Here is a 13214-nt window from a genome sequence, read left to right as displayed (position 1 = left end):
ATGAAGCAGCTTTGGTTGGCGATCGGCGTCGCGCTGGCGTGCGCAGCCTCGCCCGCAGCCGCGCAACGCGATCTTCGTGTCGAGGGTGCCTGGACCCACACGGCCACTGGACTCGTCTTTCCCGAACGAATCGGCGGGGCTGCCCGCACCCGTATCCACGAATATGATGCCGAGGGGGCCGACGTTAGTGCCGGCTACGCGCTGCGCCAGGGCGATCAGGTGGCCTTCATCACCCTCTATGTGTATCCGGCCACGCCCGAACGCAGCTGCGCCGCCAATTTCGAAGAAATGGAGAAGAGCGTCGCCCAATCCTATACCGACGTCCAGGTGACGGAAAGCGGCCGCTGGCCCTCGCCTTCGGGCCATAACGCCGACAGCGGCTACCATGCCCGCTTCGCGCTTACCGGACCGCTGGAAGGCAAGGAGCAGCCGCTGACATCGGAAAGCTATCTGTTCTGCCCCGCCGGCAATGCCTGGCTGGTCGCAGCCCGTGCCAGCTGGGCGCGCGATGCCGATTTCAGCCAGGCCTTCGCCGACCTCCTGCACGGCCTGCAATGGCCGGAGAAGCTCGACACGCCTGCTCCCGCTACCGCGCCCGCCGCACAAACGGCGAACTGAGTTCTTCGGCAGATAGGGGGTCAGCCGGCCACAGGCGCCGCGACACCAACGAAAAGGGACGCGGCAGCCAAGGCCACCGCGTCCCGCAACGAATATACTTTCGGGCAAATCGCAGCCGCCCGAACCCCTTCTACCGGATCGCCGGGCGGTGAACCGCAGCGAACGCAGCGATCAGGCGGCGCTGCCCGCCTTTTCCTTCTTGGCGTAGATGCGAACCGGCTCCTTGCGGCCCTCGATCACGTCCTTGTCGACCACCACTTCGTCGACGCCGTCCATGCTGGGCAGGTCGAACATCGTGTCGAGCAGGATGCCTTCGAGGATCGAGCGGAGGCCGCGCGCACCGGTCTTGCGCTCGATCGCCTTCTTCGAGACGGCGGTGAGCGCGTCGTCGGTGAAGCCGAGCTTGACCGCCTCCATGTCGAACAGCTTCTGATACTGCTTGACCAGGGCGTTCTTCGGCTCGGTCAGGATCTTGATCAGCGCCTCGACGTCGAGGTCTTCCAGCGTCGCGATCACCGGCAGACGGCCGACGAATTCGGGGATCAGGCCGAACTTCAGGAGATCCTCCGGCTCGGTCTGGCGAAGCAGTTCGCCGGTGCGGCGCTCGTCGGGCGCGGCGACATGCGCGCCGAAGCCGATCGACTTGCCCTGCAGACGATCGCCGATGATCTTCTCGAGGCCCGAGAAGGCGCCGCCGCAGATGAACAGGATGTTGGTCGTGTCCACCTGCAGGAATTCCTGCTGCGGGTGCTTGCGGCCGCCCTGCGGCGGAACGCTCGCGGTGGTGCCTTCCATCAGCTTGAGCAGTGCCTGCTGCACGCCCTCGCCCGACACGTCGCGGGTGATCGACGGGTTCTCCGCCTTGCGGCTGATCTTGTCGATCTCGTCGATGTACACGATGCCGCGCTGCGCCCGCTCGACATTATAGTCAGAGGCCTGGAGCAGCTTGAGGATGATGTTCTCCACGTCCTCGCCGACATAGCCGGCTTCGGTCAGCGTGGTGGCATCGGCCATGGTGAACGGCACGTCGAGGATGCGCGCCAGCGTCTGCGCCAGCAGCGTCTTGCCGCAGCCGGTGGGGCCGACGAGCAGGATGTTCGACTTGGCGAGCTCGACATCGGCACCCTTGGCGCCGTGGTTCAGCCGCTTATAGTGGTTGTGCACCGCCACCGAGAGGACGCGCTTCGCCTTCTTCTGCCCGATGACATAATCATCGAGCACGTCGCAGATCTCCTGCGGCGTGGGGACGCCCCCGTCCTTCTTCGACACCAGCGAGGACTTGGTTTCCTCGCGGATGATGTCGTTGCACAGCTCGACGCACTCATCACAGATGAACACGGTCGGGCCGGCGATGAGCTTGCGCACCTCATGCTGGCTCTTGCCGCAGAAGGAGCAATAGAGCGTGCTCTTGGAGTCACCGCCGCTGAGCTTAGTCATTCAATCCATCCTTCGCGCCTCGGGCGCGCTACGCTCGCCTGCCATCCTACACGCAGGCGAAGTTCCGGCAATCCATAATCGCCTCGCCCGCCTGACGTTCCATGCACCGGGAATCGTCAGGCGACCGAGGATAGTGTAATAGTCTTAATTAGCCGCTGCCGCATCCTCGCTCGGCACCGGGCGCTTCTCGTACACCTCGTCGACGATGCCGAAGGCCTTGGCTTCTTCGGCTTCGAAAAACGAGTCGCGGTCCATCGTCGTCTCGATCTTCTCGATCGGCTGGCCGGTATACTTCGAATACAGCGCGTTCATGCGCGCACGGATCCGCAGGATTTCCTTGGCCTGGATCTCGATGTCCGACGCCATGCCCTGTGCGCCGCCCGAGGGCTGGTGCAGCATGATGCGGGCGTTGGTCAGCGCGACGCGCAGGCCCGGCTCACCCGAGGCCAGCAGGAACGAGCCCATCGACGCCGCCTGCCCGATGCACACCGTGCCGACGCGCGGACGGATATACTGCATCGTGTCGTGGATCGCCATGCCCGCCGTGACGACGCCGCCCGGCGAATTGATGTACATCCAGATGTCCTTCTTCGGATTTTCCGATTCGAGGAACAGCAGCTGGGCGGTGATCAGCGAGGCCATATGGTCCTCGACCTGGCCGGTAACGAACACGATCCGCTCCCGCAGCAGGCGCGAATAGATGTCGAAGCTGCGCTCGCCACGGCTCGACTGCTCGATGACGATGGGAACGAGTGCGCCGGTAACGGGATCGATGGTCATCTGACCGGAAAGCGGATGCATGTGGGATGATCTCGTGGTTGTTTATTGCCCGCGACTACATCGGCGCTCCGGCTGCCCAGCGCAAGAGGGGCTTTGCCGGAGGCCACGGCTCGGGCAGGCTGCAACCCGCATGCCTCCGCCAGAGCCGTGGCAAAGGTCCGGCACATAGGTCGGCCTCGCCATAAGCGCGGGCGCGTGCGGTCGCGCCCGTGCGGTTGACCGCGACGCGGCCCGCTTCCTGGTCTTCGGCACCGTCCAGCCGTACCCAGCCGGCTGCATAGCGCGGCAGTTCGGCCGGATCGATCTTCACCACCGGGCCGACCATCACGATCGTCCAGTCCGGGCGCGTGTCGGCGGGCGCGGCGATCAGGTCGAGATCCATCCGCCCGCCACGCCCGGCGCTCCGCCAAAATCGCAAACAACCTTTCTAAATCAACATGATACAGGTTAATAACGGCCCTGATACGGATGCGTATCCACGGCGATCGCCAAGCGTTTCCAGCGCGCCTCGGAACCGCTAAGCCACTGCCATGGTCGATTTGATGGCCGGGAGGATGGCGTATGGAGCATCGGTTCTTGCTGGTCGACGTGTTTCACGACGGGCCGTTCACGGGCAATCCGCTGGCGGTGGTCTTCGGAGGCGACGCACTCGATACCGAGGCGATGCAGACGATCACCCGCTGGTTCAACCTCAGCGAAACAGTGTTCCTGCTGCCTGCCACCCTGCCGGAGGCGGACTATCGCGCACGCATCTTCTCGCTCGATCGGGAGCTTCCCTTTGCGGGACACCCCACGCTCGGCGCCTGTCATGCCTGGCTCGCGGCGGGCGGCGTTCCGCGCGGTGGCGAGACGATCGTCCAGCAATGTCTCATCGGTGCCGTGCCGGTCCGCCGCGCAGGGGATAACCTTGCCTTCGCGGCCCCGCCAAGGCTGCGTAGCGGACCGGTGGATGGGGAGACCCGGACGCACGTCGCGTCGCTGCTGCGGATCGATCCCAACAGGATCGTCGACTGCGCCTGGGCCGATAACGGGCCCGGCTGGATCGCGGTGCTGCTCGATTCGGCAGACGCCGTGCTCGCCGTGGACCCGGTTCGGTTTCACCCGGATCGCGTCGAAATCGGGTTGGTGGGCCCGCACCCACAGGGCAGCCCTGTCGCCTGGGAGATGCGCACCCTGTTCAGCGATGCCTTTGGCGGGATCATGGAAGACCCCGTCACCGGAAGCTTCCATGCAGCCGTGGCCCAATGGCTGTTCGAAACCGGTCGAGTCCGGAGCGGCTATGTCGCCGCGCAGGGCACGGCGATCGGTCGCCGGGGACGAATTCATGTATCGTTCGAAAGCGCTGGCGGCGCAGCATGGATCGGCGGACGGACGATGACGATCGCCGAGGGGACGCTGCCGGCTCTTGCCGCGTACGACTGATCTTCGTACGCGCAGAAAACGCCGGCGACGCCGCAGCAGGCGTTACTTTCGTTTAACGTGCCAGTAATATCGACCTGCCGGCGGGACACAGGCTAACACGGCATTTGGGGGCCGACTGCACATGATCGCCATCGCGATATTCTGGGCGCTATATGCCATCGCTGCCTTCGCGCCGATGCGATATTGTGTGTGGTTCTTCTTCGTATCGGTTTCCTTCTCCGCCTTTGCTGTGTTGCCCACGTCGATGACGGCGTCGCTCACCATTCTGCCGACCTCGATGCTGGTGCCGCTGATCGTCGCCAAGGCGCTGCTCTCGGTAAAGCGCTCGGCCTTGCTTTGGGATGCCCTGTTCAACCTCAACCAGATCGGCATGTTGACCGTCTTCCTGCTCGTTGCGCTCGCCGTCACCGCGCTCGCGCCGTCGCTGTTTGCCGGGGTTCCGATCGTCTCCATGAATCAGCTGGCCATTCGTCCGCTGGCATATGAATCGGCGCACCTTTCGCAATCGGTGTATCTGCTGGCCTCCTTCCTGCTGGTGGTGGCGATCCACTGCATCCTGCTCACCGACTCCGGGCGGCGGTACGTCGCCGAAGGCCTGCTGATCGGCGGCGCGGTCGCGGTATTTTCCGGCGTGGCGGACATGGCGCTGGCGAACACGCCGCTGCTGGAGATGCTGCGGACCGCCGATTACGCGTTCCTCTCCGATTCTGCCGCGGCCGGCACGCGGCGCGTCGTCGGCTTCGGTTCCGAAGCATCGGTGTTCGGCGGGCTTACCCTCGGCTTCCTCGGCCTGATCTATTTCGTGCGGCCCGCCGCATTGCTGCCGGCCTGGGCGGAACCCGTGCAGGCCGGCATCATCGCCGCCTTGTTCTGCTTTGTATGCCTTTCCACTTCCTCCTCGGCGATCGTCGGGCTTCTGATTGGGCTGGCGATTGCCACGGTGGATTATTTCGGCCGCCTGGCCAGTCCCGGCTTTGCGAAGCGTCGCGGCGGATTGCTGTTCGAAGGCTGGATCGCGGCCGGCGCGGTGATCCTCGTCGTGCTCCTGCTCGCGGCCATTGCCCCGCTGCGCGATGCGGTGTTCGCTATTTTCGAACAGATGGTGCTCAAGAAGACGCAGAGCGATTCGTTCGAAGAACGGTCCGGCTGGAGTGCCGCCAGCCTCGAAGGCCTGGCGCATAGCTATGGTTTCGGCGTCGGCCTTGGCGGCACCCGCGCCTCGAGCTGGGCGGTATCGGTGGTGGCGAGCACGGGTGTCGTCGGCGGGCTGCTGCTGTTCCTGTTCATCGCCGGGCGGATGCTTGCCGTGTTTCCCGCCGATGGTTCGCCGGAATGGCTGATGGCCCGCGGCGCCAAGCGGGCGATGGTCACGCTGGCGGCGCCGATGCTGCTCGCGAGCACCACACCGGATTTCGGGCCATTGCTGGCCGTGGACTTCGCCCTGCTGACCGCGCTGCCCCTTATCCTCTGGAACCGGCGTGCCGCCATTGCCCCCTCCCCGCGCGGCTCCCGCGCGGCGCAGCGGCCGCTACCCAGCGGCAGCTGAGGGGACCCGGCGGGCGGTCAGGCCTGGGCGCGGATCCACTTGGCGCGCGACCGCTCGAGGATCCGCGCGCCCAGGCGCAGCACGAAGCGCTCGAGCCCATCCGGCCGGCCGGCCATTCGCCACAAGAGGAACATCGTCGCCCAGAACAGCGCCAGCCCCGCGCCCCCCGCGATCGGCAGGAGCAGCATCAGCGTCGCGGGCGGGGTGCCGTGCAGCCCGTGCTTCACCGCCAGCAGCAAGGCTGCATAGACAATCGCACCCGCGACAACCCGGCCGATCGCACGCGCCTGGGCCAGGATACTCGCCCCGATCAACGCGCGGACGCGCAGCATCACGGCCACCGCGCCCACCGCGAATGTCAGGAACTGTGCCGCGATCGCACCCGTCACGCCCCATCGCGCCGTCAGCAGCAGCAGCGCCGGCAATAGCACGATCATCTGGATCAGGTTGAGGCCGAACAGCTGCGTCGCCCTGCCGAGCGCGATGCACAGCGGCGTATAGGTCGCCGTAAGGGCGGAAAGGCACACGCCCAGCGCCAGCCAGGTCACGATCGGCGGCGTCGCACTCCACTTCGCCCCCAACACCAGCCCAACCACCGGGTCCGCAAAAACCGCAAGACCGATCACCACGGGAAAGCTGATCGCCAGCGTCGTCGCCACGCTGTTGCAGTAAAGGACGCGGAGCCGCTCCATATCATCCTGCACCCGCGCAAAGGCCGCCACCAGCGGACGGATCATCGGCTGGATCAGCCCCTGTTCCGGCACTGCTGCCAGGTCGCCCGCCAAGGTGAAGGATCCGAGCGCACCGCTGGGCACATACATGCCCAGCACCAGCCGATTGGACCGCCAGTTCAGCGCGGACACCAGCTGCGAGGCGGTGAACCATCCGAGAAAGCCATAGAACTGCCTGCCGTGCCGCAAGGTCAACCGCACGCGGTGCGGCGCGACGAGAAAGGAGGTGGCCATCATCGCGATCGGCGTCGCGATCGTGCTGACGACGATCGCCCGATAGTCGCGCAGTATAAATGCCGCGATCGTCCCGGCGAGCAGCCCCGCCGCCTTGCCGGTGAATTCGACCAGCAGGTCGCGACGGAAGTCGATCACCCGGGCGTACAGCGCCAGTGCCGGGCTGGTCAGGCCCCGCATTGCCGGTGCAAGTCCCAGCGCGCAGATCACCGGCACCAGCGCGGCATTGCCGTAGAGCAAGGCGATCGGCCAGGCGAGCGCAGCAAGCGCGAGCATCAGCAACAGCCCACGCAAGAGGCTGATGGTGAACGCGGTATCGATCAGGTCGCGGCTCGGATCGCTGCTGCGCACCACCACCTGGGCGACCGGCATGTCCAGTACCGCCTCCAGGATCTGTACGATTGTCAGGGCGATCGCGACCGTCCCGAAGTCGCGGGGCAGCAACAAACGGGCGAAGACGACGAGCAGCACGAGATCGAAGCACCGCGTCAGCAACCGCGATACGATCAGCGTCATCGTGCCCGACGCCATGCGCGCGCCTATCGAACCTTGTGCTGCGTCCATGCACTTCCCGTATCGCTATCATGTGTCGCTGGCAGCCCCTTTGGGCTGCCGACAAGTTGCGTCCGAGAATGCGCCAGCCCTGGCTGGACGCTCTCCCGCGCTTCGATCAGAGTTCCAATACGCGCTCCGGCGACAAACGACCGCGCAGCTTGTGCCACAGCGCCACCCAGTTGCCCCAGGCACGCCCCCTACGATCGATCCAGGGCTCGGGCCAGAACATCCGAAGGTGATTCATCAAGATGTTCCTGGCCATCAGCTGGTAGGCATGGTCGGCGCGGATCGACTGTTTCCCGCGCAGGTGCAGCGGATTGGCAATCTGCGAATAACCAAATTGCCGGCCGGGGCCCCGGCCCAGCTTCACGCCCTGGTGAACGCCCATGAAGGCATTGGTGCGCACGACGGCGCCGTTGCGGCCAACGCGGTTGGAAAAGTCCACATCTTCCAGCCAGCCATACAGCGGCAGCCGCTCGTCGAAACGCTCCCGCCCGATCGCGTTGAACCGAAACGCCATGTTGCAGCCATAGGTGCCATCGATCGGCACCAGTGCCACGGCTTCGGGCGCTACCGGCTTGAGCGATGCTACCAGCGAGGACGCGACTTCATAGGAAATGCCCGCCGAACCGATGCCGTCCAGCACCACATGGCCGCTGGCCGCCACAACGTCCGGATGGTCCGAAAACAACCGTGCCATCGCCTCCAGGCTGAACGCAGCGGGCACGAAATCGTCGTCGTAGAACGCCACCAGATCGGTCGTGTCATCGAGAAGATTCAAGGCGGCATTGCGCTGGGCTGGCAGGCCAAGCGGCGCCTGGATCACCTCGATCCCCGGAACATTGAAATCCGGCGGCAGATCCTCTGGCCGGGCGATCGCGAAAATCACCCTGGACGGCGCAAGCGTCTGGTTCCGGATATGCTCCGCCCAGCGCGCCAACTCCGTCGGCCGCCGCGTACTTGCGATGACAACCGCGATATTCATGCTTTCCCCCAACCCTCAAGAACTTGAGCTTCCCGCGCAACTAAACGAATCACCCTCAGCCGGGATATGCGACCCCGCGATCATAATACTGAAGACAATGAAATACAGCCTTGCTATATCGACCATTAGGGGGAGGAGCAGGACAAGGCTCGCACCGGATGCTGTGCGGGTCTTATCCTGCTCACTTGTCTTCTGATATCTTCGGTTGATTGCTTTTAACCCGCTATGGATCCGGGGGGACCATGAAACGCGCATTGATAATCAACGAAAAATTTTACTCTCCCCGCCCAATTATCATGCTCCGCACAGACGTTGGCATATTGCCGCGATCCGCGACAAAGGGTGTTGCGTGATGTCGATCGATCGGGTCGTACAGCTGAACGACAGCGCGATGGCGCGCGGCGGAGCCACCGCGCTCGCTTTGGCCAGTGCCATCGGGCTACGGTCACGCGACATCCCGGTGACCTATTTTGCCGGCGAGGGCGATGTCGCGAGCGAACTGAAGCAAAGCGGCGCGGATATCGTCCAGATCAGCGGCAGCGCGATCGCCGCGGATCATCGGCTGTCTGGCGCCGCCAAGGGCCTGTATCGAACCAATGTCGCAAACGTGGTCACGCGCTGGATCCAACGGAACGATACCCCGCGCACCGTCTATCATCTGCACAATTGGGCGCACTTTCTTTCGCCGGCGGTGTTTTCTGCGCTTCGGGCGGTGCAGGATCGTCTGGTCATCACGACCCATGACTTTTTCCTGACCTGCCCGAACGGCGCACAATATTCCTTCCCGGAATCGCGAAGCTGTCCCCGCCGCGCGAACAGCGCCGCCTGCATCGCCCATAATTGCGATCGCCGGAGCTATGCAGACAAGCTTTGGCGCGTCAGCCGCCACACGCTGCGCCAGCAACTGTTCGATCTTCAGGACGCTCCGGTTCGATTCTCGGTGATTCACCGCGGCATGATGCCGCTGCTTGCGCAGGGCGGGATGCCGATCGACAAGATGGTCCCGATCCCCAATCCGATCCGGCCGTTCGTGCACGAGCGGGTGGCGGCGGAACGGAATCACGAGGTCCTGTTCGTCGGCCGTCTCACCCATGAAAAGGGGCCGGACGTGGTGGCGGAAGCCGCGCGCCAAGCGGGGTTGAAGATTGTGTTCGTCGGCGACGGTCCGATGCAGGCTGAGTTGGAAGCCGCTTATCCTGAAGCGGTTTTCCATGGCTGGAAAGCGCCGGAAGAGATCGCTGCGATCGCCCGCAATGCGCGAATGCTGGTAATGCCCAGCCGTTGGGCCGAGCCCTATGGGCTCGTGGCGGGGGAGGCGCTGTGGAGCGGCATTCCCGTGGTGCTTTCCGAAAACGCCTTCATCGCGCCTGAAATTACGGGAGCGGGCGCCGGGCTGGCCGTGCCCAACTCGGCAGCCGCCTTCGCAGACGCCATGCGCACGATCGCGCAGGATGATGCCCTGACCGCCCGGATGAGCCACGCGGCCTTCCACAATACGCAGGCGATCGGCAACACCCCCGATTCCTGGCTCGACGCCCATATCCGGCTATACGAAGAACGCCTGCCGCCCGTCGTGTCGGCAACGCACGCCACGGCGGAGCAGGAACCACCGGCCCTGCGCGCCCGGCTGTTCAACGTGAAATACAGCGCCAATCTGGGCGACGGCCTGATCGCGGCCTGTCTGGAATCGGCAATCGAGCAGGTCTCCGCATCCGCAGACGTTCGTTCGGTGGATATGGCAGCCCGCAAGGCGCTGGGCGATGACATTCCCGCGCGCGGCGCGCTGCTCAAAACGCTGGACGCGCTTCCGCCCGCTGCCCGGCAGATCCTGATCCGCGCGCCGCTGGCGCTTGCCGGTACGATGAAATGGCGGCCGCATTATGCGCGCGAGCTAGACGGAGCGAACTGCATCGTGATCGGCGGCGGCAATCTGCTTGCCGATATCGATCTCAATTTCCCCACCAAGATCGGTCTTGTCATGCAAGAAGCCGAGCGGCTGGGGCTACCCGTCGCGCTCCATGCGGTTGGCGTGTCGGGGGAGTGGACGCGGGCCGGCCTGGCGCGGATGACGCGTGCCCTGGCGCGCCCCGCGCTCAAATCGGTTTCTGTCCGCGATCTCCGCTCGCAGCAACTATGGCGGGCACTGTTCGGCACGCCCGTCGGCCTGGACGCGCACCTTGCCGCGGATCCTGGTTTGTTGGCGGGGGTGGCAATGCCATATTCGTCGCCGGCGCGCACGGGGGAGACGGTGGTGGGCGTCGGCATCACCAGTCCGCTTTCGGTGCGCTATCATGCCATGGGAGAAATCGCCGAAGGGTTCGACGAACGCTATGCCGCCCTGGTGGAGGCGATGCTGCAGCGCGGCCATCGCGTGGTGCTGTTCACCAACGGCGCGCCGGAAGACCGGCGGTATCTGGAAACGCTGAGGCGGCCGCTCGCCCAGTTGGCGCCGGCAGACCGCCTGTCCTTCGAACAGCCCAGCGATCCGGCCGGCCTGTGCGCCACCATCGCCGGCTTCGATCTGCTGATCGCGCATCGGCTGCACGCGATCATCGCCGGATATGCCTATGGCGTGCCGGTGGTGGGCCTGCGCTGGGATCCGAAACTGGATTCCTTCCTCGCGGCGGTTTCGCTCGAGGGGCATCTGGGCGATCTGGCCGCCATGCCCACCGCGACGCTGGCGGCGATTGCGGACGCCGCGATCGCGGCACCGGTTCCGGAAAGCGCGCGGGCCGCAACCGTGCTGCGCGCCCGTGCCGGCGTCGAACAGCTTGTGGGCGTCCTCCACGCCGCCGTCGCCGCCTCCGCAAGGCCGCGCTGATCCGGCCCGCACGATACGGAGACGCAACCGGATGCGTCGTGCGCACCCGGTTGCGGACCGCCGGTCTTCAGCGCAGCTTTGCGGCGCTTTGGTCCACGGGCACTACCGGCAGCAGCACCGAACTGGATTGCGCGCCGCCGTAGAGGATCGTCACCGTCGCCTTGCGATAGTCGCCGGGCTTGGCGAGGAAGATGTTCTCCACATAGGTTTGCGGGTTCCGGTCATAGACCGGGAACAGCGTCGACTGGATCTGCACCATGATGCGGTGGCCCGGCAGGAAGGTGTGGTTCACCGTCGGCAGCCGGAACTTATATTCCTGCACCTTGCCCGCCGGGATCGGCGACGGCTTGGCAAAGGAATTGCGATAGCGGCCGCGGAAGATATCCATCGCGATCGGCAGCTGGAACCCGCCCATTTCCTTGGTGGTGGCGATCTCGTCGGGATAAACGTCGATCACCTTGACGACGAAGTCGCCATCGGTGCCCGTGGTCTTGGCGAAGATGTCCGCCAGCGGCGCACCGGACAGGCGCACCGGTTCGTTCAGCACCGGCGTCGCATAGGTGAGCACGTCGGGCCGCCCGTCGACGAAGCGCTGGTCGGTGACGAGATAGGTGCTCCAGCGCCCATCCTCGAAATTGATCGGGCGCGGCAGATAGGGAACCGGCTTGGCCGGATCGGAAACATAGCTGTCCTCCCCTGCCCCCGGCTTGGCAAAGCCCGCCGCCTCGCCGCCAGCGAGGTACAGCGGCGTCAACGTGGACGCGAGCGGCCATTTGGTCAGGAAGTCCCAATGGTTCTCGCCGGTGTTGTAGATGCTGGCCACCGGCGGCGTGTAAGCGGGCGCGCCATCCTTCAGATGGGCGTTGAAGAAGGGCAGCAGGATATCGCGGCGCGCCTGCAGGGCAGTGTCGCCCTCGAAGTGCAGTTCACCCAGCTTCGAGCCGTTATAGTTGAAGCCGGAATGCCGCCACGGCCCCATCAGCAGATAGTTGTTCGCCGCCTGGGGCGTCTTCTGCAACGCTTCCCAGGCGTGGATCGCGCCGTACATATCCTCATGGTCCCACAGCCCCTGCTCCCACAGCGTGGGGATGTTGGAGGGGTTGGCGGCCAGGATCTTGTCGAGCGCCTGGCCCTGCCAGAAGGCGTCATAGGCGGCGTGCTGGGTCAGCTTCTGCCAGAAGGGCAGCTGGTCATAGCCATATTGCTTGGCCCAGTCGCCGGCCGAGCCCACCTTGCGGAAGGTATCGTAATCGTCCCAGCCGCCATTGGGGGGCGTCGGGCCGCCGGCCTTGTAGCCGGTGATACCGGAGATCCAGCCGATATTGGGCAAGCGGAACGCGCCGTGGTGGAACCAGTCGTCGCCCATCCAGCCATCGATCATCGGGCTTTCCGGCGCGGCCACCTTCAGCGCGGGATGCGGGTGGAGCAGCGCCATCACCACCGTCCAGCCTTCATAGGAAGAGCCGAGCATCCCCACCTTGCCGTTCGATTCCGGCAGGTTCTTCACCAGCCAGTCGATCGTGTCCCAGGCATCGGTGGTGTCGTCGACCTTGGTAGGGTTGAGCGGCCCGACCGGCGGCCGGGTGACAACGAAATCGCCCTCGGAGCGATATTTGCCACGGATATCCTGGAACACGCGGATATAGCCGGCCTGGGTGAACACCTCATCGCCCTGCGCCAGGACCGAGAGCATCTTGTTGCTATCGGTCCGCCGAACGCGGTTATAGGCATCATAGGGCGTTCGCGTGAGCAGGATCGGCGCGCTTCTGGCGCCCTTGGGGATCACGATGGTGGTAAACAGCTTCGTCCCGTCGCGCATCGGCACCATCACTTCGCGGCGGATATAGTCCTTCGCCCCTTCCGGCAGCACGAACTTCGCCGGAATATCGTTGAAGGCGGCCGGCGCCTGTTGCGCCTCGGCCGCGGGCAAGGCGTAGAGGGCGGCGGCTGCGCTGGCGGCGAGGAGAAAGGATCGAAACTGCATCAAGGAGTCCCCGGAATAGGCGAAGCCGCAGGTGATAATGTCACCCCGCCCCTTTGGGAAGCGCGATACGTCGAGATCAAAAGCCAGGCAGGTCAAAAGCG

The 13214-nt window shown here is 65.0% G+C and carries 10 protein-coding genes; 4 read left to right on the top strand and 6 right to left on the bottom strand.

The features are described from left to right. A complete protein-coding gene (locus DD559_RS17315) occupies positions 1–618 on the top strand; it encodes a hypothetical protein (RefSeq protein WP_116470267.1) in 618 nt (205 codons plus the stop codon). Positions 619–789: 171 nt separating this feature from the next. Here the strand turns inward: DD559_RS17315 and clpX are convergent, their stop codons facing one another. The 3 genes from clpX to DD559_RS19995 all read right to left on the bottom strand — a co-directional run bounded on the left by clpX (position 790) and on the right by DD559_RS19995 (position 3217). Further along, complete coding sequence (clpX, locus tag DD559_RS17310; protein WP_019368059.1) at positions 790–2055, bottom strand: ATP-dependent Clp protease ATP-binding subunit ClpX; 1266 nt, start codon at positions 2053–2055, stop codon at positions 790–792. A 144-nt stretch (positions 2056–2199) separates the two neighbouring features. Further along, positions 2200–2856, bottom strand: coding sequence for an ATP-dependent Clp protease proteolytic subunit (locus DD559_RS17305; RefSeq protein ID WP_084579678.1), 657 nt, complete (start codon positions 2854–2856; stop codon positions 2200–2202). A gap of 34 nt (positions 2857–2890) precedes the next feature. Next, positions 2891–3217 (bottom strand): hypothetical protein, encoded by a 327-nt coding sequence (locus DD559_RS19995; RefSeq protein ID WP_206364536.1) that lies wholly within the window; start codon positions 3215–3217, stop codon positions 2891–2893. Positions 3218–3396: 179 nt separating this feature from the next. On the opposite strand from DD559_RS19995, the gene DD559_RS17295 reads away from it, so the two are divergent. Continuing rightward, on the top strand, positions 3397–4257 hold the full coding sequence (locus DD559_RS17295) for a PhzF family phenazine biosynthesis protein (protein WP_116470265.1): 861 nt from the start codon (positions 3397–3399) through the stop codon (positions 4255–4257). Between the two features lie 121 nt (positions 4258–4378). Next, on the top strand, positions 4379–5803 hold the full coding sequence (locus DD559_RS17290; protein WP_116470264.1) for a hypothetical protein: 1425 nt from the start codon (positions 4379–4381) through the stop codon (positions 5801–5803). Positions 5804–5820: 17 nt separating this feature from the next. Here DD559_RS17290 and DD559_RS17285 read toward each other — a convergent pair whose 3' ends face one another. Both DD559_RS17285 and DD559_RS17280 read right to left on the bottom strand, forming a co-directional pair. After that, positions 5821–7299, bottom strand: a complete 1479-nt coding sequence (locus DD559_RS17285) for an oligosaccharide flippase family protein (protein ID WP_165831134.1) — start codon at positions 7297–7299, stop codon at positions 5821–5823. Between the two features lie 139 nt (positions 7300–7438). After that, the gene (locus tag DD559_RS17280; RefSeq protein WP_206364535.1) at positions 7439–8308 is read right to left on the bottom strand and encodes a glycosyltransferase family 2 protein; all 870 of its coding nucleotides are present in this window, start codon (positions 8306–8308) and stop codon (positions 7439–7441) included. Between the two features lie 352 nt (positions 8309–8660). Here DD559_RS17280 and DD559_RS17275 point away from each other — a divergent pair, with 352 nt between their 5' ends. Then, positions 8661–11129, top strand: a complete 2469-nt coding sequence (locus DD559_RS17275) for a glycosyltransferase family 4 protein (RefSeq protein WP_116470261.1) — start codon at positions 8661–8663, stop codon at positions 11127–11129. Positions 11130–11196: 67 nt separating this feature from the next. Here the strand turns inward: DD559_RS17275 and DD559_RS17270 are convergent, their stop codons facing one another. Continuing rightward, a complete protein-coding gene (locus tag DD559_RS17270) occupies positions 11197–13113 on the bottom strand; it encodes a CocE/NonD family hydrolase (protein ID WP_116470260.1) in 1917 nt (638 codons plus the stop codon). Between the last annotated feature and the right edge of the window lie 101 nt (positions 13114–13214).

The organism is Sphingomonas pokkalii (assembly GCF_003096275.1).
Taxonomy (GTDB): domain Bacteria; phylum Pseudomonadota; class Alphaproteobacteria; order Sphingomonadales; family Sphingomonadaceae; genus Sphingomonas; species Sphingomonas pokkalii.
Note: the sequence above shows the minus strand (reverse complement) of the source record. Positions and strands in the feature narration are given on the sequence as shown.